Annotated in this window: 17 protein-coding genes, 1 rRNA gene and 1 pseudogene; 5 read left to right on the top strand and 14 right to left on the bottom strand. The window is 50.9% G+C overall.

Translation table 11 applies throughout. From position 1 onward, the window contains the following. The 9 genes and pseudogenes from H8L32_RS27120 to H8L32_RS27080 form a co-directional block, all read right to left on the bottom strand. A pseudogene (locus H8L32_RS27120) lies at positions 1–200 on the bottom strand (DUF4214 domain-containing protein); the annotation flags it as partial. 321 nt (positions 201–521) lie between these two features. Further along, positions 522–1,247, bottom strand: coding sequence for an amino acid ABC transporter ATP-binding protein (locus tag H8L32_RS27115; protein WP_186950995.1), 726 nt, complete (start codon positions 1,245–1,247; stop codon positions 522–524). A gap of 59 nt (positions 1,248–1,306) precedes the next feature. Further along, positions 1,307–1,999, bottom strand: a complete 693-nt coding sequence (locus H8L32_RS27110) for an amino acid ABC transporter permease (protein WP_186950994.1) — start codon at positions 1,997–1,999, stop codon at positions 1,307–1,309. A gap of 1 nt (position 2,000) precedes the next feature. Further along, a complete protein-coding gene (locus H8L32_RS27105) occupies positions 2,001–2,750 on the bottom strand; it encodes an amino acid ABC transporter permease (protein WP_186950993.1) in 750 nt (249 codons plus the stop codon). Between the two features lie 119 nt (positions 2,751–2,869). Then, complete coding sequence (locus tag H8L32_RS27100) at positions 2,870–3,817, bottom strand: transporter substrate-binding domain-containing protein (RefSeq protein ID WP_186950992.1); 948 nt, start codon at positions 3,815–3,817, stop codon at positions 2,870–2,872. A gap of 196 nt (positions 3,818–4,013) precedes the next feature. Continuing rightward, positions 4,014–4,910: an amino acid ABC transporter substrate-binding protein gene (locus tag H8L32_RS27095; RefSeq protein ID WP_186950991.1), complete on the bottom strand. Its 897-nt coding sequence runs from the start codon at positions 4,908–4,910 to the stop codon at positions 4,014–4,016. Between the two features lie 413 nt (positions 4,911–5,323). After that, positions 5,324–6,610, bottom strand: a complete 1,287-nt coding sequence (locus H8L32_RS27090; RefSeq protein WP_186950990.1) for a Glu/Leu/Phe/Val family dehydrogenase — start codon at positions 6,608–6,610, stop codon at positions 5,324–5,326. A 247-nt stretch (positions 6,611–6,857) separates the two neighbouring features. Next, positions 6,858–7,841 (bottom strand): LysR family transcriptional regulator, encoded by a 984-nt coding sequence (locus H8L32_RS27085; RefSeq protein WP_186950989.1) that lies wholly within the window; start codon positions 7,839–7,841, stop codon positions 6,858–6,860. 2 nt (positions 7,842–7,843) lie between these two features. Further along, complete coding sequence (locus tag H8L32_RS27080) at positions 7,844–9,733, bottom strand: ABCB family ABC transporter ATP-binding protein/permease (protein WP_186950988.1); 1,890 nt, start codon at positions 9,731–9,733, stop codon at positions 7,844–7,846. 289 nt (positions 9,734–10,022) lie between these two features. Here H8L32_RS27080 and H8L32_RS27075 point away from each other — a divergent pair, with 289 nt between their 5' ends. Together H8L32_RS27075 and H8L32_RS27070 are read left to right on the top strand one after the other, a co-directional pair. After that, a complete protein-coding gene (locus tag H8L32_RS27075) occupies positions 10,023–10,877 on the top strand; it encodes a BKACE family enzyme (RefSeq protein WP_186950987.1) in 855 nt (284 codons plus the stop codon). 10 nt (positions 10,878–10,887) lie between these two features. After that, on the top strand, positions 10,888–11,565 hold the full coding sequence (locus tag H8L32_RS27070) for an acetyltransferase (protein ID WP_186950986.1): 678 nt from the start codon (positions 10,888–10,890) through the stop codon (positions 11,563–11,565). On the opposite strand, the gene H8L32_RS27065 is transcribed toward H8L32_RS27070, so the two are convergent. Further along, positions 11,540–13,120 (bottom strand): glycosyltransferase family protein, encoded by a 1,581-nt coding sequence (locus H8L32_RS27065; RefSeq protein WP_186950985.1) that lies wholly within the window; start codon positions 13,118–13,120, stop codon positions 11,540–11,542. The genes H8L32_RS27070 and H8L32_RS27065 overlap by 26 nt on opposite strands. 382 nt (positions 13,121–13,502) lie before the next feature. Here H8L32_RS27065 and H8L32_RS27060 point away from each other — a divergent pair, with 382 nt between their 5' ends. Further along, the gene (locus H8L32_RS27060; RefSeq protein WP_186950984.1) at positions 13,503–13,886 is read left to right on the top strand and encodes an acyl-CoA thioesterase; all 384 of its coding nucleotides are present in this window, start codon (positions 13,503–13,505) and stop codon (positions 13,884–13,886) included. 6 nt (positions 13,887–13,892) lie between these two features. Then, positions 13,893–15,479, top strand: coding sequence for an alkaline phosphatase D family protein (locus H8L32_RS27055; protein ID WP_186950983.1), 1,587 nt, complete (start codon positions 13,893–13,895; stop codon positions 15,477–15,479). 121 nt (positions 15,480–15,600) lie between these two features. Here H8L32_RS27055 and H8L32_RS27050 read toward each other — a convergent pair whose 3' ends face one another. From H8L32_RS27050 to H8L32_RS27040, 3 genes are all read right to left on the bottom strand, one after another. After that, positions 15,601–17,277: a long-chain fatty acid--CoA ligase gene (locus tag H8L32_RS27050; RefSeq protein WP_186950982.1), complete on the bottom strand. Its 1,677-nt coding sequence runs from the start codon at positions 17,275–17,277 to the stop codon at positions 15,601–15,603. Between the two features lie 329 nt (positions 17,278–17,606). Then, complete coding sequence (locus H8L32_RS27045) at positions 17,607–19,688, bottom strand: molybdopterin-containing oxidoreductase family protein (RefSeq protein ID WP_186950981.1); 2,082 nt, start codon at positions 19,686–19,688, stop codon at positions 17,607–17,609. Positions 19,689–19,835: 147 nt separating this feature from the next. Then, complete coding sequence (locus H8L32_RS27040; RefSeq protein WP_329605237.1) at positions 19,836–20,753, bottom strand: NAD(P)-dependent oxidoreductase; 918 nt, start codon at positions 20,751–20,753, stop codon at positions 19,836–19,838. A 131-nt stretch (positions 20,754–20,884) separates the two neighbouring features. Between H8L32_RS27040 and H8L32_RS27035 the strand changes: the two genes are divergently transcribed. Then, complete coding sequence (locus H8L32_RS27035; RefSeq protein ID WP_186950979.1) at positions 20,885–21,427, top strand: acyloxyacyl hydrolase; 543 nt, start codon at positions 20,885–20,887, stop codon at positions 21,425–21,427. Positions 21,428–21,983: 556 nt separating this feature from the next. On the opposite strand, the gene rrf is transcribed toward H8L32_RS27035, so the two are convergent. Then, positions 21,984–22,096, bottom strand: a 5S ribosomal RNA gene (gene rrf / locus H8L32_RS27030). Positions 22,097–22,098: the final 2 nt, after the last annotated feature.

Here is a 22,098-nt window from a genome sequence, read left to right as displayed (position 1 = left end):
TTTTTATAGATGGTGTTGACGGTTTGCGCTGTGGTCAGGTTGGCATACGTGTCTGCGTATTCTTTCTGAACGGAGAAGCTTTGCGCGATGTCTTTGAGGGACAGGTTGGACGCTGTCCAATAAGCCAGGCCCAGTGGGTCCGCTGGACGGTTGAAATAAGCGATGTAAAGCTTTTGGATGTCTGCAGCGGTATTGGCCATTTATGATCCTTGTGAATTAATTTGAGATTGCAATGTTTATGTTGAATTACAGTGTTGGATTACAGCATTGTATTAATTGGTTACACATTATTACAAATTTCAGCGGAGCGAGGTTAGCACGTTAATATTGATTCTTATGTGATGTGAATCACAAATACTCATTCCGTCAAAATATCTGATTGAGAAATTACATTAGCTAAAGAAACAATCTGTATTGTATGTATAAAAGCACAAAGATTGTTTCCGCAAGGAAAAAAGGCCCTGAAACTGGTTCAGGGCCTTTTCTCTTGTCACACAAACACTACTGAAAATCCAGCTCCATCAATGGATGATTTTCGCCAGGAAATCACGTGCGCGGTCAGAACGTGCATTGGTGAAGAATTCATCCTTGGCGCAATCTTCGACTATGAGGCCCTTGTCCATGAAGACAATGCGATTTGCGACTTTCTTGGCAAACCCCATTTCATGCGTCACGACCATCATGGTCATACCTTCCTGCGCCAGACCCACCATGACATCCAGTACTTCATTGATCATTTCAGGATCGAGAGCAGATGTAGGCTCATCAAACAGCATGGCGATCGGGTCCATTGACAACGCACGGGCAATCGCCACACGCTGTTGCTGACCACCAGACAACTGACCAGGAAATTTATCCTTTTGTGCGATCAGACCAACACGGTCCAGGTATTTGAGGCCACGTTCAGTTGCTTCTTCTTCTGAACGACCTAGCACCTTGACCTGGCCTATGGTCAGGTTTTGACGAATGGACAGGTGCGGAAACAGTTCAAAGTTCTGGAACACCATACCAATGCGCGCACGTAACTTGGACAGATTGGTTTTCGGGTCGCCGACAGATACGCCTTCCACGGTGATCTCCCCTTTCTGGAAAGGCTCCAGACCGTTGACTGTCTTGATCAGGGTCGATTTACCTGAACCCGATGGACCACACACCACCACCACTTCACCTTTGGATACTTCGGTTGTGCAATCCGTCAATACTTGAAACTGTCCATACCATTTGCTGACATTACTTAATTTAATCATTTGAATTCTCCAGGATACTTTTTAGCTTTCTTATCGCTTCAATCTGACACCAAATGCGGTCAGCGAATAATCGCTATCTTTTGGTTCAGTTTCTTGACCAGTGTCGACAACGCGAAGCAGGTGATGAAATACACCACACCCACGAACAGGTTGATTTCAACAGGACGACCATTGTTATTCGCAACCACAGTCGCAGAGCCGACAAAATCCTTGATCGACAATACGGATACGAGCGACACGTCCTGGTACAAAACGATGGTCTGCGTCAAAAGAACCGGCAACATATTTCTGAATGCCTGCGGCAGGACAATATGCCGCATGGTCTGGAAATAATTCATCCCCATGGCATTACCGGCCCATACCTGGCCACGTGGAATGGACTGGATACCCGAACGCATGATTTCGCAATAATAAGCAGCTTCAAACATGACGAAAGTGATCAGGCAAGACAATAAAGGTCCAACCTTGACCGGCTCGGGAGAGCCGATAATCCATGCACCAATATACGGCACCAGAAAGTAAAACCAGAAAATCACCAACAGCAGAGGGACTGAACGCACCAGGTTCACATAACCAGAAGCGGCAAGAGAAACAAAGCGATTACTGGACAAACGCATCATCGCCAGCAAGGTGCCAAGAATGATACCGCCGACCATGGCCAATACCGTCAGTTCAAGCGTGAACAGCAGGCCTTCGGTGATCAGATTCCACCAGGTGCGCTGGATAACTTCGAAGTCAAAATTACTAAACATCTTAACGCCCTCCCTTTGCAGCACCGCCAGTAATGAAGCCTGGCACAGCCAGTTTGCGCTCAAGGAAATTTGACAGCATGATTGCAACGACAGAAACAAACAGATAGATCAGCGTTGCAGCTGTAAATGCTTCAAATGTTTTATACGTGAATTCATTCATTGAACGGGTACGTGACATCAATTCAAGCACGGTGATCGTGGATGCGACCGAACTGTTTTTGATAATCGCCGCAACTTCATTCGTCAGCGAAGGTGTAATGATACGGAAGGCCATAGGCAGCAAGACATACCTGTACGTCTGGACTTGAGTCAAACCCAATGCTGTCCCTGCCATTTTTTGCCCGCGCGGCAAAGCATTAATACCGGTCGACACCTGCACAGCCACACGCGCCGAGGTAAACAAGCCAAGACTGATGACTGCGGTGTAAAACGACACATTCGGCAAATTCTTCATCCACATACCCAAGGCATCGGGTACCAGTTCTGGTATGACAAAATACCAGATGAACATTTGCACCAATAAGGGAATGTTGCGAAACAGCTCGATATATCCGTTCGATAAACGGACCAGCCATTTGTTTTGCGTTGTACGCATAGTACCGATGATCGAGCCCAAGACCAGGGCAATGATCCACGCCAGCATGGCCAGCGCCAACGTCACTTTGACACCCCAGATCAGGGTATCAAAATACGTGCCGCCGCCGTCAAGCGCATCCTCCCAATAAATATTCCAATTCCATTGATAATTCATGTTATCTCCCCAAAGCTTCGTTCGTCACCCAGTATCGATGACGGACCTTGCAAAATAAAACGGGAGGAGACTCTCCCCCCGTTTTGATCTGCCCTATTTCTTATAGCCCTGCTGCTGTTTTATTTTTTCTTTTTCAGCACTGCTTTTTGCGCTTCTGGCACAGCTGCATACGCAGATGGTTCGCCCGAATCAGTTGGCTTCGCCACCACAGCCTTGAGCTGTTCAGACATAGGTATGTTCAGATTGATACCTTTTGGTGGAATTGGTTGCTGGAACCATTTGTAATAAATACGGTTCACATCACCAGAAGTCAGCACATTGCTGATCGCTGTATCAACTGCCTTTTTAAACGGCGCGTCATCCTTGCGCATCATGATGCCGTATGGCTCAACCGAAAGCGCTTCCTTGCTGATTTCATAGTCAGTTGGCGCCTTGGAATTGGCAGCCAGGGATGCCAACAGGATGTCATCCATCACGAAAGCAACGGCACGGCCAGTTTCTACCATCAGGAAGGCTTCAGCATGATCTTTGGCTGGCAGAATATTCATACCCAGGTTCTGGTCAACATTCAGTGTCGTCAATTGCTTCAGATTGGATGTACCGGAAGTGGAAACGACTGTCTTGCCTTTCAGATCTGTCAGAACTTTGACGCCGGACGATTTTTTGGACAAGATGCGATTCGCCGTCACAAATGTAGTTGGCGCGAACGACACCTGTTTCTGACGTTCAACGTTGTTGGTGGTGGAACCGCATTCCAGATCAATCGTGCCGTTAGCCATCAGGGGAATACGGGTTGCCGATGTGACTGGATTCATTTTGACGCTCAGAGCACCCAGACCCAATTGCTTTTGAATTGAAGTCACGATCTTCAGACACAGATCAATGGAATAACCTTGATAAGATTGCTTATCATCAAGGTAAGAGAATGGAATGGAAGAATCACGCACACCAATGGTAATGGTGCCTGTGTCCTTGATTTTTTTCAGGGTTCCTGTTTCTTGCGCCTGTGCACCACCAGCGATCAAACCTGCACCAATCAGCACACCCAACAATTTCGAAAATTTCATACTGTCTCCAGAAAGTTAAATCAAAAAATTTGTCGCTTTGAGTTTAACAAAACCCTCGGCTTACTTATCGCTTTTTTTACCCGACTTAATACGTAATACTACTTATTCAATGGCGCAAAAATGAAGCTGCCCTTGCCTGTCGCCTTACTTTATTGCAAGTCCCGCATAAAATGCATGAAAGCCATGCACCAGAACCTTAATCTGCCACCTTGTCTGAAGGGAAACGTATGTTATCCCGCAACAAAAAGCCCATGGGCATATTCAAATTTGCCCCTTTTGGAGGCACTGGTTTGCGAAACCACTTGTCATACAGCTTGTTGATTTCACCGTCGTTCATCAAACGCGCCATTTCACGGTCAATCAAAGACTTGAACGCGGGATCATCCTTGCGCAACATGACTGCATACGGCTCAGTGGACAGCGGGTCGCCTACCACTACAAATTTGGCCGGATCCTTGGTATTGGCCCGCAATCCATACAGCAATACATCATCCATGGTGAAAGCATCTGCCTGCTGGTTTTCCACCATGCCGAAAGATTCGTTATGGTCATTGCCTTCCAGCAGTTTCAAACTCAGGCCGCGCACCTTGTCGCGATCATTCAGCAACTTGACCGTGGTAGTTCCCTTGGTCGTCACCACTTTTTTATCTTTCAGGTCAGTCCAGTTCTTGATACCGGAATCTGCCCTGACGATCATGCGCGCCGTCGCAAAAAAATGCGGTATGGTAAAACTGACCTGCTTGCGACGTTCGGCATTATTGGTGGTAGAACCGCATTCCAGATCTGCCTTGCCATCGACAATGGCAGGGATACGGGTACTGGGTGTGACTGCCAGATACGCCACGTTCAACTGCGGCAACTTCAGTTCCTTTTTCAAGGCATCCACCAGCTTCAGGCAGATATCCAGTGAGTATCCCACCGGTTTTTTATCGTCGTTATAGTAAGAAAACGGAAAAGACGCTTCACGGTGAGCAATCGTCACTGTTTGCGTCTCTTTGATATGTGCCAGGGTGTCCGCAGCCGATGAAAGCGTGGAGCACAAAGCCAGTGCACAAGGCAAACTGGCCCTCACTACCCAATTTAAAACTTTCATGCAACCCCCTTTAAGCTCAATTCAGGATGGTAATGATAAAGATCAATATACTTCAACAGAAAATTTCACAATCAACAAAATATTATTCGGTATTTTTTGCAATTAATACTTGCTCAAACATTCAGATATGCATGCAAATATTGTTCCACCGGAACTTCCACTAGCCTCTTTTTGCATTCGCAAGAGAATATTCGTACAAAGTGACGGCATCATGATGGCAGCGATTGTGGTAAACACGTATTAAACGCCCCGTATATCCCGTCACGCCCCCATCTTGCCATATACCTGCATAAATAGTTGTCGTAGCGCCTGCCACTAGCACATGAAAACGCAGCTTGAAAATCCGGCTCCAGAAACGACAATATCCACCACCTATATAGCATAGGTGATGGATAGTTTTTTACAATTTCTGCTTAAGGGTAGAGTCCACGAACTTCACGTGCCTGTAATACCCGGGAACATCCGATAATAAATGCTGCAGTACGCAACGATACTTTCTTGTCTTCCGTTACCTGCCAGACCGAGTTGAAGGCTTCCTTCATGATGCGGGTCAGGCGCTGGTTGATCTCATCTTCCGTCCAGAAATAGCTGGAGAAGTCCTGTACCCATTCAAAATACGATACGGTCACACCACCTGCATTGGCAATCACGTCCGGCACGACCAGCACACCCTTGTCGCGCAGGATATCGTCCGCTTCTGGTGTAGTTGGACCATTTGCGCCCTCAAGAATGATCTTGGCGCGAATCTGGTCAGCATTCTTGACCGTGATTTGCTGCTCCAGCGCTGCCGGGATCATGATATCGCAATTGACTGACCAGAATTCGTCATTCGGCAATACGGCTTCTATGCCTTCAAAACCAGCCACACTACCTTGGGTAGCGACATGTTCCAGCAGCTTGTTCACATCCAGGCCATTCGAATGGAAAATAGTGCCACCATGATCCTGCACGGCAACGATCTTGGCGCCAGCCTCAACAAACAGACGTGCCGCGATACCACCAACATTACCAAAACCTTGCACGGCAATTTTTGCGCCAGCGATGTTCATACCACGCTTGGCAGCGGCTTCACTACCAACCACGAATACGCCACGGCCGGTTGCTTCACGGCGCCCCAGGCTACCGCCCAGGGAAATAGGTTTGCCAGTCACCACACCAGTGGCAGTGCGGCCTTCATTCATGGAATAGGTATCCATCATCCATGCCATGGTTTGCTCATTGGTGTTGACGTCCGGCGCAGGAATATCTTTGTCCGGGCCAATGATGATGCCGATTTCAGACGTGTAGCGACGTGTCATGCGCATCAGTTCGCCGCGTGACAGGGTTTTAGGATCAACGCGGATACCACCCTTGGCACCACCGTAAGGTACGTTCACGGCAGAGTTCTTGATCGTCATCCAGGCAGACAGCGCCATAACTTCTGACAGTGTCACATCCTGATGGAAACGCACGCCACCCTTACCTGGACCACGGGACGTATTGTGCTGTACACGATAGCCTTCAAAGTGGGAAATCGAACCGTCATCACGCTCGATAGGCACATCCACAATCAGGATGCGCTTCGGACGTTTCAGGGTTTCCACCCAACGGGACAGGTGTCCCAAGTAAGGTGTGACGCGATCAATTTGCTCAAGGTAAACTGACCAAGGACCGGTCTCAGTCGGGGTAAGATAAGACGGTATCTGGTGCTGGGTGGACATGGTATGGCCTCTTGAAATGGTTGAACTGGTTTTGCAAATCTTTTCATTCAGCCCGGTCATTCACCGGTACCGAAAGCAGACGCATCATAGTCTTTTCACTCTGAAATCAGCCAATGCTTTGTTTGCATGTATCTATGCATGAAATGCATAACTATGAAACTGCGTCATGCTATGTCACGCTTTGTCACCTTACATGACGCGCATCACCCCATCATTTCCTTAAGGTCAACACTTTGCTTTTTCACCATCATGTTTCACTATCGGCACGCCGCCGACTTTTGCTTTGTTTCGCCTTCGATATCTTTTCGCCGGCCTGTAATTGCTCCAGATAATCCCACAGACGCGAGACGATGAGCTTGCCTGGTCTTTGCAAGGAAGGCCGTTCGCGATACAGGCGAATCTCCATATTCACTTCCCATGCACCGCTGCCATCATCTGCACGCGCCAGCTGTTTTTGTTTGACTTCACGCGTGACCGCCGACTCTGGCAAAAATGCCATTCCACGGCCCTCGAGTGCCATCATCTTCAGGCCTTCTGCCATATCGGTTTCATAGCATTTTTCCAGATGCAAAGGCTGGCGGGTGTCATTCAAAATCAGATCAACCATGCGGCCCAGATAGGCGTTATTGGCGTACGCCAGAAACGGCAATGGCGACTGCGCGGTACCGGGCAACAGCAGTTCCGGCACACCATGTTTGTCACAGCGGATATAGGCACGCAGGGCTTCTGTTCCCATGCTGATCATGTCGTATTGACTGCTATCGAGCAGCAAGGGCTGGCGCGGGTGATGGTAGCACAGCAGCAGGTCACAACCACCCTCTACCAGCGTCATGACGGCATCATGTACATTCAACGCCAGCAGGCGGCTGTTGATTTCACCAAATGCAGCTTCCAGCCCGGTCAGCCAGCGCGGCACATAGGTCAGTGACAAGGTATGTGGTACAGCAAAATCCACTGTTGTTTGTGTGGTCGTGCGTTTGCCGCGTAACAGAGCACGTGCATTATTGATCTGCCCCAGCATGGCGATGGCCTGCTCATAAAACACTTCACCGGCATGCGTCAAACGGGTGGGGTAGGATGTGCGGTCTATCAGGTCGCTACCCAGCCAGGCTTCCAGCGATTGTATGCGGCGGGAAAACGCTGGCTGCGTCACATGACGCAATTCAGCAGACCGGCTGAAACTATTGGTTTCTGCCAGCGAGACAAAATCTTCCAGCCATTTGGTTTCCATTTTTATGCACTCACCAGTTCAACTTCATCTGCTTCGTCATCGTCTTCGATCACTTCTGTTTTTTTGCTTTGCTGACGTTCCCACATGCGTGCATACGCACCCTGCAGTTCCAGCAAATGCGCATGGGTGCCACGTTCAACTATACGGCCCTTGTCCATCACCAGTATCTGCTCGGCGTCGACGATGGTGGACAAGCGATGCGCAATTACCAGGCTGGTACGATTGCGGGCGATGTCTTTCAATTGTGCCTGTATCAGTTGCTCGGCATGCGAATCCAGCGCCGATGTTGCTTCATCAAAAATCATGATGGATGGATTTTTCAGCAGTGTACGGGCAATCGCCACCCGCTGTTTTTCACCACCGGATAATTTCAGGCCACGCTCACCCACCATGGTGTCGTATCCATCCGGCAGCGTCTCGATAAATTCATGGATATAAGCTGCCTTGGCAACGGCGATAATGTCTTCTTTGCTGGCGCCTGGCTTGCCATAGGCAATATTGTATTCAATCGTGTCATTGAACAGGACCGTATCTTGCGGCACGATACCAATCGCCGCCCGCACCGACGCCTGGGTCAGGTCGCGTAAATCCTGCCCGTCAATAACAATGCGGCCGGATTGAATATCGTAAAAGCGAAACAAAAGTCGTGACAGCGTGGATTTGCCAGAGCCACTGTGGCCGACCACTGCGGTGGTCGTGCCGGCAGCAATGCTGAAATCGACATCAAATAAAATCTGCCGCTTTTCTTCATAGCTGAAATTGACATGGGAAAAGCGAATTTCCGCCCCATTCTTATGTTGTATCTGCAAGGCTTTGGCAGTGTCGGAATCGGCCACCTCGCGGTTCTGGTCCAGCAGGGAAAACAATCTCTCCATATCCGCCAGGCTTTGTTTTATTTCCCTGTACAACACACCCAGAAAATTCAGAGGGATATACAGCTGTATCATAAAGGCATTCACCAGCACCAGATCACCCAGGCTCATGCTGCCGTCAATTACCCCCTGGGTGGCACGCCACAATATCAGGGTAACCGCGGTTGCGATAATCATGGACTGCCCGGTATTGAGCAGAAACAGGCTGCTTTGTGATTTTACAGCGGCAGTTTCATAACTTTGCAGGCCGACGTCATAGCGCTGTGCTTCGTATTCTTCATTGCCGAAATATTTGACTGTCTCATAATTCAACAGAGAATCAATGGCTTTGGTGTGCGCCTTGGAATCGAGTTCGTTCATGGTACGGCGAAAGTGCGTGCGCCATTCCGTCACCGTAATCGTGAAAATGATATAGGTCACCAGCGCCGTTGCCGTGATGATGCTGAACCATTTGTCGTAATGTGTACTCAGGTAAATCAGCACCAGGCCAATTTCCAGCAAGGTAGGCACGATGCTGAACAGGGCATAGGAAACCAGCGAAGAAATGGCGCGCGTGCCACGTTCTATGTCACGCGTCACCCCACCGGTTTGCCGGTTCAGGTGAAAACGTAGCGACAAGGCATGCAGGTGCCGGAACACTTGCAGGGCGATGGTGCGTACCGCTCTTTGGGTGACTTTGGCAAATACAAATTCACGCAATTCGGTAAACAGTGTTGTCGACAAACGCAAGGCACCATAGGCAATCAGCAGACTGACCGGCAACACCAGGACCATAGCCGGATGAGCAGGACTGAGTGTCATGCTGTCCACCAGTTTTTTCAAAATCATGGGTACGCCGACGTTCGCCAGTTTGGCAGCGACCAGAAAAGACAGCGCCAGCAATACCCGCCACTTATAGGCCCATAAATAAGGCAGCAGAGTCTTGACGGTGGCCCAGTCGTCGCGCTTACTGTCGCTGGCGGCCGCGATGGAAGGCGTGGCTGGCGTGGTTGAGCTGCGGATGGTTTCTCTGCGTCGCATGTAGGGGATTCTCGCTGTGAATGTAAAAAATGGTGTCGTGAATGGAGCTAAATAGAAAGCTGAACACAGGATCGCAAATAACGCGCCAGTTCAGGAGCAATACGACTATTGAAAATTATAGGGCATAAACGATTTTACTAACGGACCAGAGTGCGGTGGCTGTTGCGGACTTTCCCCTTTAGCTGTCGTACAATCTGTATCTGATTATCGACAGGCATATGCTGGCATTTTCTGGCGTTTTCCGCCTTACCCCGGTTTTTATCGTGACTTGCACCAGACTAATATATCTATGAGTTTTCCGTCACCGCTGATCATTAACCTTGCCCCGACTGGCATGGTACCAGTACGCAGCCAGTCGCCGCATGTTCCTTTGTCACCGGAAGAAATCATCGCCGACGCCGTGTTATGTGCACAGCATGGCGCCTCGATGTTCCATTTGCATGCACGTGATGCCGATGGTGTTCCGACAGACGATGCGGCCACCTATGAATCCATCATCCGTGGCATACGCGCTTACTCGCCGGAACTGATTATTGTGACCACAACCAGTGGCAGACGTTCGCCCGAAGTGGAAAAACGCGCCAGCAGCCTGCGATTGCACCACAGTTTGCGCCCTGACATGGCCAGCCTGACACTGGGTTCCATGAACTTTGCGCGGGAAGCCAGCCTGAATTCGCCTGACACCATCATGCAACTGGCCGGCATCATGCAAGAGCTGGGCATCAAGCCAGAACTGGAAGTATTCGATCTTGGCATGGTCAATTTTGCCAAAGTGCTCATAGACAAAGGCTTGTTGAAGCCACCTTATTATTTCAATATTATTCTGGGTAATCCTGCCACCGCACAGGCAAAGCTGCTGCACCTGGCAACCATCGTCGCCGATCTACCGCCAGAATCCATCTGGTCACTGGGTGGCATAGGTCGTTATCAGACTGCGGCAAACGGCCTGGGTGTGGTGATGGCGCATGGCGTCAGAACTGGGCTGGAAGACAATTTGTGGCTGGACGACGAACGAACCACACTCGCCACCAATGCGCAACTGGTGGCCAGAGTAGCCGCCCAGGCAAGCGCACTGGGCCGCCCCATCGCCACGGCATCAATCGCCAGGAATATGCTGGGGCTGGCAAGCAGGGTATCGCTATGAAAGGCATCGCATGAGTGGGCAACAACTGGTCATTTTCGGCTCCAGCAATATCCTGTCCGATCTGTTTGACTGTGCACTGGCTAACGGGCTGATCGTATCAAAAATTGTTTTGCATACGCCAGAACCACCAGGTGAACGCGATATCGCCCTGCATGAGCGCATCCGGCAATGGGGGCAACATGGGCCTGTGCCTGAAATCCTGGATCTGGCTGATTTCACGCCTGGTGAAAATGAACTGTATCTGCTAGGCCCAACCACACCCACCCGTGCCGTGCTCGAACAACAACTGGACCAGCGCTTTAAACTGCAATTCCATACCCTGATACATCCGCGGGCCTATGTGTCACCGTTGGCCAGGCTGGCACCTGGTGTCTTTGTCGGTGCCAACAGTGTGATTGGCCCGGGTACAGTGCTGGGTCGTCATGTGTTTATCAATCGTGGCGTAACCATTGGCCATGACACGCATATTGGTGCATTTTCACGCATACAACCAGGCAGCAATGTCGGCGGGCTGTCGCGCATAGGACATAGCGTGACAATAGCAATCGGGGCGACACTGCTGGAACGTCTGGTCATTGGCGACCATGCTTTTATCGGCGCCGGTGCCGTGGTCATCAGCGATATCGATGCCGGTGCGCTGATGCTGGGTATACCCGCCAAATTCAAGAAGTCGGTGCTGCCATCCTGATCTGAAAACGCTGCAAGGCCAGTTCGCAGGCGATTTTCAGGCTGGGGGCGGCGTGCGCAAGATCGAGATGCTGGTAAAAATGATCTTGCATTGCCAGCCCTGCCGACTGCCTGACTGCGTGCTGATTCAGCCACAATTGCAGGGTCTGGAAATACCCAGCCATACTTGTCATGGCAGCGCGACCAAGCTTGTCACCCCCATCCGATCCCTGCATGCTGAGCGCGGGCACCCCCAGCGACATGGCCTCTGCCACGGCAAAGCCGCCACCCAGCATAGGCGGGTTGATATATACATCACTGCAAGTCATATATTTGAGCGCATCACTACAAAACGCGATGCATCTGACCTGCCCTGTTTTCGCCGACTGCAAGGCCGTTGGCATGACACCATTGCCACCAACAATCAGCCATACCACATCCGGAAATGCGGCCAGGATGGCAAGCATGGATGCCGCCCATTCGCCGGTGATCCTGGCTTCACTTTCGCTGACCAGTGTCAACAGCACTGACTGATTTTTTGCCAGGCCCAATGCCTCGCGTTCAAGCTGCACTGTCACATCAGGTTTATGCAAACGGTAAGGATGGTAATGCGCCTGGCTGGCTGGAAAAGCCGTACCCCACTGCGCTGCGACTGTGGCATGCAAGTCCTGCTGCGCCGTCAGCCAGACATCGGCCGGCAACATCGGTGACAGGGAATTGATACCCAGACTTAGCATGGGGCGCACCGGATAAAGCGCTGCCGCCAGGCCAGAATACAGACCGACCGACATTACCAGGTCAGGATCAAATTGTGCCATCTGATGGACCAGGCTTTTCCATCTCTGCATCATGGAAAAACGCACATCACCTGTCACAAACTGAGCACGCTGTCCCAGATAACGCTCCCAGCCAGCCGTGACAAATTCAGGGTCGGACATAAAGGAATGGCTACCCAGAAAATGCTTGAAATCCGGCCCCAGCATTTCTTGTGCAGAAAACAGGGCAACCTCATAACCGTTTTGTCGCAGGCTGTCGGCCTGCTGCAAGGCCATTAGCGTGGGCGGATGTTTGATATTTGTCAGCAAAGGTGCGATCAGTGCCACCTTACGTATTTCAGTAAGAGGGCGGCTTTTTAGTATCTTTGCCGGTTGCAAAGTCTGCCATATGCATTGATTCAGCAACGCAGCAATCTGTGGCAGTGCCAGTTCTTGCAGGCGCTGCCGGAAAGCATCACGCCCCGCTGCATCGAGCAGCACTCTCTGCCAGCTGTTTTGTAAAAATGTGATGAGGCGATCGGTATCAAGGGGCTGTAGCGTCAGCATGATATGGCCGGCTTGCTGCAAATATTCCGGCCTGCCGGTCAGCATATCCAGAAAGGTGGCGCGATAAAACCCTGGCAGGTCATTACCTTCAACATTCAGCAATAAAAACTGCTCCAGTTGCAGTGACAGTGCGGGATGTGCCTGACGTCGCAAGATCTGTATCATCTGATGCCAGCAATGACTGGCCGTCGGATTCGCGACCGTGCGGCGTACCACGTCATCGAGTAACAGCAATTCTTCCTGTTTCACATCCATCAGACATTCATCCCTCATCCATTACCAACTATTAAAACTGTCACCCCATTGACATCAGATGCAGTGTTCATGATGCACAATTTTGGCACTTTTTTATCTCTTCATTTAAAAAAACATGCTGTTTTGCTGTCTTTTTTATATGGAGCTACCGTGCCAGTTCACTTTATCAATGAGAATTCCCTACAACAGATGTGTCAACAATGCTTAAAAATGGAAAACAATGCGCGATATATCAGCAAACAGGTATATGGCAAGCCACTTGCTTTCTTCAGACTGTGTGAAAATTGGTTTAAGATTTGACACCAATCAATCGCTATCTCATTACTCTTACTTTTCAGGCAAAAAAATGACAGAACATAATCAATCAGGACTTCCGTCCCATATGCCGACCCTAAGGGTCATGCCCATGCCTGCCGATGCGAATGTGCATGGTGACGTTTTTGGTGGCTGGATAATGTCTCAGGTTGATATTGCCGGTGCCATCCCTGCTGCCCGTCGTGCGAATGGCCGGGTTGCCACAATTGCAGTCAACTCTTTCCTGTTCAAGCAACCGGTGTTTGTTGGCGACCTGCTGTCTTTTTACGCCGAAGTGGTTAAAGTTGGCAATACCTCAATCACGGTTTCGGTAGAAGTTTATGCAGAACGTAACCGCCTGCAGGCCAGCACCGTCAAGGTGACGGAAGCCACGCTCACTTATGTCGCGACCGGGAATGACAGGAAACCACGGCAAATTCCACCACTGGAAGATATCGCCAAGGTAGGTTGATTGTTCATGAAGCTGTCACGCCGTCTGTTTTTACAGCACTCCTTGCAATTCACCACCCTGGCCGCAATGGCACAGGCATTTCCCAGCTTTGCTGCCGAACGCAGCACGGTATATCCGTTCAGCCTGGGCGTCGCTTCCGGCTCACCGCGTGCAGACAGCGTGGTTTTGTGGACGCGGCTGCTGCCCGATCCGCTGAACGCGCAGGCGCTGCCAGCCATCGTCTATAAGCTGCGCTGGGAAATTGCCGAAGATGATAATTTCCGGCGCATCGTCAATAAGGGTGAGGCCCATGCCCTGCCAGAACTGGCGCACAGTGTACACGTCGATGCCACGGGCTTGCAGCCGGATCGCTGGTACTGGTACCGCTTCATGCTGGGCGACGCAGTCAGCCCGGTGGCACGCACCCGCACGGCACCGGCGCTGGATGCAGTGGTCAGTAACCTGCGCCTGGCAGTCGCATCCTGCCAGCACTGGGAATTTGGTGAATATGCAGCGCACCGTCATATTGCCGCCGCCAATCCTGATCTGATTGCCTTTCTGGGCGATTATATTTATGAATGGGGGCCGTATGACACGCGCCACCCAGGCAAGCCGCGCAAACGCGAGCAAGAAAGTTTCACCCTGGCAGATTATCGCAGTCGTTATGCCCAGTATAAAACCGACCCGCAATTGCAGGCTGCACACCATGTCGCGCCCTGGATAGTCACCTGGGATGACCACGAAGTCAGCAATGACTATGGCAATGACCGCGATGAACGACTGGATGTGAATTTCCTCTTGCGCCGTGCAGCTGCCTATCAGGCTTTTTATGAGCACATGCCGGTACGCCTGCATGCATCGGTCAGTGAAGCCGAGCGTTTCAGCAATATGCGCATCTATGACCGTTATGACTGGGGCCGGCTGGCACGCTTTCATGTCCTCGATGACCGGCAATACCGCTCACACCATGCCTGCCCCAAGCCAGGCCGGGGCGGTTCCAATTCGGTGTCGAATGCAGAGTGTAGCGAGCGCATGGATCCCAATCGCACCATGCTGGGCCAGGAACAGGAAAAATGGCTGGGTCGCGGTTTCGCCAGCTCCACTGCCAAGTGGAATATCCTGACGCAGCAAACGCTGATGGCGCAATCGAGTCAGACTGCTGTCACGCAAGAGGGCGACGGTAAATTCTGGACCGATGGCTGGGATGGTTACCCGGTCGCCCGCCAGCGCCTGTTTGACGATATCCAAAAACACAAGCCAGCCAATCCGGTGGTCATTTCTGGTGACGTGCACACCTTTTATGCTGCCAATCTGAAGCGCGATTTTTACACCAGATCATCCCCATCCAATCCTGTGCTGGCGACGGAATTTTGTGGTACTTCCGTGACGTCCAGCTCTCGCCCGCAAGAACGGACGGATCAGTATGTGGCACAGAATCCGCACATCAAATATGGCCGTAGCGACAAGCGGGGTTTCATGCTGATGGAAATTTCACAAACCAGAATGCTCACACATTTTCTTGGTCTGGATGACGTGGCCAAAGCCGATTCAGGCATTGCTACTCTCAGCAGCTTTATTGTGGATGAGGGCAGGACGGGTCTCAGCTTCGCCTGAAGTTTCAGAATTCAAGCATCTGTTTTTGCTGAACCCTGAAATACAAAAAGGAAGGCCATTAAATACAGGCCTTCCTTTTTTAATGAGCGCGGACAGCATCCGCGCCATGTACCCTGTTTGTCTACGCCTTCTTTTCGTCCCGCAGTTCACGTCGCAAAATTTTGCCTACATTGGTTTTTGGCAAATCCATACGGAACTCGATGTACTTAGGTTTTTTGTACGCGGTAAACTGTTCCTTGCAATAATCCATGAGCTGATCCACCGTCAGTGATGGATCCTTGCGCACCACGAACAGTTTGACTGCCTCACCTGAATTGGCATCAGGCACACCAATACACGCGCATTCAAGCACGCCCGGATGCATGACTATGACTTCTTCAATTTCATTCGGATACACATTGAAACCGGAGACCAGTATCATGTCTTTCTTGCGATCGACGATCTTGGTATAGCCAGTTTCATCCATCTTGCCTATGTCACCCGTTTTAAAGAAACCATCCGCTGTCATGACCTTGGCAGTTTCGTCTGGGCGATTCCAGTAGCCCACCATCACTTGCGGCCCGCGTATGGCAATTTCACCTGCAGTACCCAAAGGTACGGGGTTGCCGTCGTCGTCCAGGATAGCGATTTCAGTGGAGGGAATAGGCAGACCTATGGTACCGGAAAAATCCTTGGTGTCGGCTGGATTGGCGGTTGCTACCGGTGAAGTTTCAGACAGTCCATACCCTTCAGCAATGGCACAACCTGTTACCTTCAGCCATTTGTCGGCAACGGCTCTTTGCACGGCCATGCCGCCACCGCTGCAAATTTCGTAACCGGAAAAATCCAGCGTCGCAAATTCAGCATTATTCAACAAACCGTTATACAAGGTATTCACTGCCGGGAAAATATTAACCTTGTAATTACGCAGCTCCTTGATGAAGCCGGGGATATCACGCGGATTAGGAATCAACAGATTCATCGCACCTATGCGTGTACCCAGCAGGCTGCATACAGTCAGGGCAAAGATGTGATACAGCGGCAGCGCGCAGACGATCACTTTCTGTTCATCGCTATGGCCCGTCATGCTGGGTGACAACCAGGCGTCATTTTGCAATACATTGGCGACCACATTCTTATGTGACAGTGTCGCTCCCTTGGATACGCCGGTAGTACCACCGGTGTATTGCAGGAAGGCGATATCGTCATGGGTACTGGCGACTGGCGTAAAGTTCAGGCGTTCAGCTTCTGATGCCATCTGGTTAAAGCGTATCGCTGAAGGCAAGGAAAATGCAGGCACCATTTTCTTGACATGGCGTACCACGAAATTGACGATCATGCCTTTCAGGCCGCCCAGCATGTCACCCATACTGGCGACGACAATGTGTTTGACTGCGGTCTTGCTTAATACATGTTCGAGTGTGGTGGCAAAATTTTCCAGGATGAAGATGGCTTCGGCACCAGAATCTTTCAACTGATGTTCCAGTTCACGCGGTGTGTAGAGAGGATTGACGTTAACCACGGTATAACCTGCACGCAATACAGCAGCCATGACAACGGGATATTGCAAGACATTCGGCATCATGATGGCAACACGCGCACCTTTTTTCAGGCCCTTGCTTTGCAACCATGCACCCACTTTTTTGGACAGGGTGTCAAGTTCGCCGTAAGTCATGCGTTTGCCCATGCAGGCATAGGCATCACGTGCTGCAAATTTCTGGAAGGCTTCTTCCAGCATCTGCACCAGTGACTGGTACTGGTTCACGTTAATTTCCGCCGGTACACCTGCCGGATAGGATTTCAGCCAAAATTTATCCATATTTTCCTCGTCTCTGATGATTGTTGTTGTATTGGTGTCCCAAGGCCCGGCCTTCGCATCGCACTTGTGAAAGCGCTGCAGCACAGGCAAACAGGGCATTGCCGGAATTTGATTCCAGTTCTCGCTTGATGCTATCGGCTAAGCTCGGGCATGGCAAGTGTTTTAGGCAAGACCTGAAAACATACTCTAGGAATATGTCGCATTGCACCAATTTCCCCGCACACAATTCAGCCGATTTTTGATGCAGAACAAAGACAAATGAACAGATGCATCCACTGAAAATATTCAAAAATACAGCATGCAATATTTTAGCTGCTGGCGTCGTTCAGTCAGGCGCACTTCTCCACTTCGACCAGCGTGTCATAAAAAGTAGGGCCGCCCCCCATGTCGGTGAGGCGCTGATTCGTCACTTCATTGGCATTCTTGTGATCGCTGGCCAATTTTTTCCACCAGATGGACAAACCAACTACCAGGCCCGGCCTGGCTTTGTCCGTAACGCGTGCCACTGCCTCAAAACTGCCACGGTCATTGAATATCCGTAAGCGATCGCCGGGCGCAATCTGGCGTTGTGCCGCATCCTGGGGATGTATATCAAGATGCGGTTGACCTTCGGTATCACGCAGGCTTTGCACGTTGACGAAAGTCGAATTCAGAAAGTTCCTTGCCGGTGGTGAAATCATCGCCAGCGGGAAACGTGCCGCCAGTTCCGGATTGCTGGCCAGGGACTCATACGGCGCAATGTAGGCAGGCAAAGGATCCAGCCCCGCTGCCGCCATGCTGGCGCTATAAAATTCGCACTTGCCAGATGGTGTACCAAAGCCACCATTGGCAAACGGTGCGTCTGGTACTTTCAGTTTCGACCAACCGGTCTTCTTCAATGAAGTCCAGTCAAAATGCACGGCATGTGCATGCTGTTTATTGAAAGCCTGGGCGGCAATTTCATCATCGGTCTCGCTGAAGCAGTCTTCAGTCAGGTTCATCGCCTTAGCCAGCAAACGGAAAATTTCGGTATTTGGTTTGGCTTCGCCCAGGGGCGCAATCGCGGCATTGTTTGCCATCATGTACAGGTGACCGTAAGTGCTGTGTATGTCTATGTGTTCCAGTTGTGTGGTGGCTGGCAACAGAATGTCGGCATAGTCCGCCGTGTCTGTCTGAAAATGCTCAAGCACGACGGTGAACAGGTCCTCACGCGCAAATGCCTGCATGACCTTGCCCGATTCTGGTGCAACAGCCACAGGGTTGGAGTTATACACGATCACTGCCTCGACTTTGGGACCAAAGTCAGCCGATGTTTCACGCAATAAATCATCCCCTATGGTGCTCATGTTAATGGTACGACGTGGCAAATCGACAGGGAATAAATCTGGTCTTTGCAAAACTGCCGTATTTTTTGGAAATGCATCCGACAAGGACAGTTGTGCACCGCCGGCAGCATGGCGCCAGGCACCAGTCAGCGCCGGCAGACAGCAGATATTCCTGACTGCCATGCCACCGCCATGTACCCTTTGCACGCCGTAGTTCATGCGTATAATGCTGGCTTCGCCGCGCTGACCACATTCGCCATAGTCGCGGGCTAGTTGCATGACCTCTTCTGCGGTAATGCCGCAGGTAGCAGCGACGCGCTCTGGCGTCCATTCTGCGGCACGCTCACGCAGTTGTTCAAAACCCAGGGTATGGTCATTGATATAGACGTGATCCAGCAAATCCTCTTTGATCAGCACATGCATGAGGCCCAGCGCCAATGCTGAATCCGTTCCCGGCAGCAAAGCGATATGCTGATGGCATTTCTCTGCCGTCAATGAACGATAAGGATCAATCGCAATGAGCCTGGCCCCTTTGCGCTTGGCTTCCTGCACACGCATCCAGAAATGCAGATTGGATGCAATCGGATTGCCACCCCAGATCACTATCAGTCTGGCATTTTGTGTCTGTTCAATATCGGTACCCATACGTGTACCAAGTGTATATTTGTAACCTGTGCCACCCGCTGTGGCGCAAATCGTGCGATCCAGAAAAGAGGCACCCAACTTGTGAAAAAAACGCTGTGCCATGCTTTCACCCTGTACCAGGCCCATGGTACCGGCGTAGCTATAAGGCAGGATGGCCAGTGGTTTGCTGGCTGCCAGCGGCCGCAGCTTGCCTGCAATAATCGCAACGGCTTCATCCCAACTAATGCGGGCGAACTTGCCTTCACCTTTTTTGCCTATGCGTTTTTGCGGATACAGCAAACGGTCAGGGTGATAAGTGCGCTCGGTGTAGCGTGACACCTTGGTGCACAGCACTCCGGCAGTTGTAGGATGCTCAGGATCACCCTTGACGGCAGTGGCAACACCATCTTCAACAGTAACGTGCAAAGCACAGGTGTCGGGACAATCATGCGGGCATACGGCCCTGACGATATTGCTGCTCATATTCATTCCTGTTTGAACGGTTTTTCGTTATCTTGCGGTGATACCTACCTGAGCTTGTATCCTAGTCCAATCAGCACCATCGCAAAGGATACAAAACTGGCGTTTTTTACGCTATCAGCACACACTGAATAATCACTGAGTATTCATTTATTCCGGTAACACATCCGGCTGTTCACCAAGTCGCTTGCCGGGATTACGCTCTTCCAGTGCAAGCAAAGCGGCGGAGTGATCCGCATGTGGGTGAGTAAGCAACAAACTGCGATATACCTCGCTGACCAGACTGGTAACAGGCAGACTGATGCCTGCATCCTGCGCCGCCAGCAAAATATTTTCCATATCCTTGGCCTGGCTTTTGACCTGACCGCCTGGCATGAAAGTACGGTCCAGCATACGTTGCCCATGCACTTCCAGTATCCGGCTTTCAGCAAAACCACCACGCAAAGCCTGGCGTACTGCGGCCGGATCTGCACCACCGGCCTGTGCCAGCAACAAGGCTTCTGCCACGATATTGATGGTGCCACCGACAATCAACTGGTTACACAATTTTGCCAGTTGCCCGGTACCTGGCCCACCTACTCGTAAAGGCTTGCCCATTGTAGCGAGGATAGCTTCCACCTGCTGATAGACCGCCATTTCGGCCCCGGCCATAATCGCCAGCGTGCCTGCTTCCGCGCCAATGACACCGCCCGACACGGGTGCATCCACAAATTGATGCCCATGTGCCTGCAATTGCGCATGCAGGGCCAACGCCTGGGCCTGCTGTATCGAACTCATGTCTATCACGACACTGCCTGCCGGCAATGCGGGCAAAATACTCTGCACCACTTCGGCAACCGCATTGCCATCTTCCAGCATGGTAATGATGACACCGCCACCTGATTGCTGTACGGCTTCCGGCGCCGTGGCAGCCACTTTGGCGCCATGCTGTTCCAAGGTGACAGCCTTGGCGTAAGTCCGGTTCCACACCGTGACAGAGTAGCCTGCGGCCAACAATCGTCGCGCCATGGGCTTGCCCATCAAGCCCGTACCCAGAAAAACAATGCGTGTTTCAGCCGCTGATTTCACCTTGGTTCCCTCTACTTTTTTCGTGTATCTGAATTGTAATCGCAGCATCCAGAGAACATGTTGCCAGACATTGCTACAATAGCGATTCTGATGTTTGTCTGATTTCGTATTTTTACCTGAAAGCCAATTATATGCGCCTGCGTATTACTTCTTTATTCGCCATCGCAGTGACTGCTGTGTGTGCCAGCTCTTCTGTATTTGCTCTGGATTCAGCCTCACTCGAATTCGCGACCGGTAACAAAACCAAAATGTTACGCGCTGGCCTGCAATCCAACTGGGACAATCAGTGGTTTTCATCCAACGGCACTCACATCGGCGGCTATTGGGATGCGACCCTGGCGCAATGGCAGGGCAACAGCTTTCAAGGCAAGAGCGGAGCAACACAAAATCTGACCGATATCGGCATCACCCCGGTATTTCGCTTTCAAAATGACAGCAAAAAAGGGTTTTATGGCGAAGCTGGCATAGGCCTGCACATGCTGTCTGAAATCTATGACAACAATAGCCGCCATTTCTCCACCAATTTTCAGTTTGGTGACCATATCGGCGTTGGTTACGTGACCAAAGACGGCTGGGATTTGAGCTTCAAGATCCAGCATTATTCAAATGGCGGTGTCAAACACCCTAATCCAGGTGTGAATTTTGCGGTGTTGAAGGCCGGGTACGCGTTTTAAGGTCCTTACCTCAGTCGCATTGAAATAAAAAAGGAGCTTCGGCTCCTTTTTTTGCCTATCGGATTGGTGACCCAAGACCTTTAACCACAGAGACACAGAGAAATGCAAGAGGATCTGGCAATGTGAAGCAGCCCCTCACCAGCACAGAGACTCGCTTATAAGAGAGTCCCCCTCAAATCCGTCGCTCCAGCGCAGGCTGGAGCCTAGTGTCGTTGTTTGATGCGCCGAACGTTGTGATGCGGATACGCTTGAGCGATGGTAAAGCGGTGCGCGCAGCGCACCCTACGCATTGAAGAAGCGCTGCGGAACAGAAATAAAATCAGAACATAAAATCAGAACCCAAGAACACAGAGTAAAAGCAGAGATTTCTCTGTGTTTTTTGCTGTTCTCGCCTTTCTCAGTGCCCTCTGTGCCTTCTCTGTGCCTCTGTGTTGAGAGGTCTTGATGTTGTTTTGATTCTTTTGATGCTTGTTACTGCTTGCGATACGGTCTATATTTTGCTAGCGCAAAAGCAAAACCCCCACTCATTAGCTGAGCGGGGGTCTGCGGAATAAAAGCCTGACGATAACCTACTTTCACACTGGTTGCAGCACTATCATTGGCGCGTAATCGTTTCACGGTCCTGTTCGGGATGGGAAGGGGTGGTACCGATTAGCTATGGTCATCAGGCA

The organism is Undibacterium hunanense, from assembly GCF_014284335.1.
Taxonomy (GTDB): domain Bacteria; phylum Pseudomonadota; class Gammaproteobacteria; order Burkholderiales; family Burkholderiaceae_D; genus Undibacterium; species Undibacterium hunanense.
The sequence above is the reverse complement of the archived record's forward strand: the minus strand, read 5'-3'. Positions and strand labels throughout refer to the sequence as shown.

What these genes read in the sequence shown, in the direction of transcription:
- H8L32_RS27045 (WP_186950981.1), bottom strand. Translation starts at nt 19,688, where the DNA reads ATGAGCAGCAATATCGTCAGGGCCGTATGCCCGCATGATTGTCCCGAC.
- H8L32_RS27095 (WP_186950991.1), bottom strand. Translation starts at nt 4,910, where the DNA reads ATGAAAGTTTTAAATTGGGTAGTGAGGGCCAGTTTGCCTTGTGCACTG.
- H8L32_RS27065 (WP_186950985.1), bottom strand. Translation starts at nt 13,120, where the DNA reads ATGGATGTGAAACAGGAAGAATTGCTGTTACTCGATGACGTGGTACGC.
- H8L32_RS27115 (WP_186950995.1), bottom strand. Translation starts at nt 1,247, where the DNA reads ATGATTAAATTAAGTAATGTCAGCAAATGGTATGGACAGTTTCAAGTA.
- H8L32_RS27085 (WP_186950989.1), bottom strand. Translation starts at nt 7,841, where the DNA reads ATGGAAACCAAATGGCTGGAAGATTTTGTCTCGCTGGCAGAAACCAAT.
- H8L32_RS27055 (WP_186950983.1), top strand. Translation starts at nt 13,893, where the DNA reads ATGAAGCTGTCACGCCGTCTGTTTTTACAGCACTCCTTGCAATTCACC.
- H8L32_RS27090 (WP_186950990.1), bottom strand. Translation starts at nt 6,610, where the DNA reads ATGTCCACCCAGCACCAGATACCGTCTTATCTTACCCCGACTGAGACC.
- H8L32_RS27070 (WP_186950986.1), top strand. Translation starts at nt 10,888, where the DNA reads ATGAGTGGGCAACAACTGGTCATTTTCGGCTCCAGCAATATCCTGTCC.
- H8L32_RS27080 (WP_186950988.1), bottom strand. Translation starts at nt 9,733, where the DNA reads ATGCGACGCAGAGAAACCATCCGCAGCTCAACCACGCCAGCCACGCCT.
- H8L32_RS27050 (WP_186950982.1), bottom strand. Translation starts at nt 17,277, where the DNA reads ATGGATAAATTTTGGCTGAAATCCTATCCGGCAGGTGTACCGGCGGAA.
- H8L32_RS27060 (WP_186950984.1), top strand. Translation starts at nt 13,503, where the DNA reads ATGCCGACCCTAAGGGTCATGCCCATGCCTGCCGATGCGAATGTGCAT.
- H8L32_RS27105 (WP_186950993.1), bottom strand. Translation starts at nt 2,750, where the DNA reads ATGAATTATCAATGGAATTGGAATATTTATTGGGAGGATGCGCTTGAC.
- H8L32_RS27075 (WP_186950987.1), top strand. Translation starts at nt 10,023, where the DNA reads ATGAGTTTTCCGTCACCGCTGATCATTAACCTTGCCCCGACTGGCATG.
- H8L32_RS27100 (WP_186950992.1), bottom strand. Translation starts at nt 3,817, where the DNA reads ATGAAATTTTCGAAATTGTTGGGTGTGCTGATTGGTGCAGGTTTGATC.
- H8L32_RS27110 (WP_186950994.1), bottom strand. Translation starts at nt 1,999, where the DNA reads ATGTTTAGTAATTTTGACTTCGAAGTTATCCAGCGCACCTGGTGGAAT.
- H8L32_RS27035 (WP_186950979.1), top strand. Translation starts at nt 20,885, where the DNA reads ATGCGCCTGCGTATTACTTCTTTATTCGCCATCGCAGTGACTGCTGTG.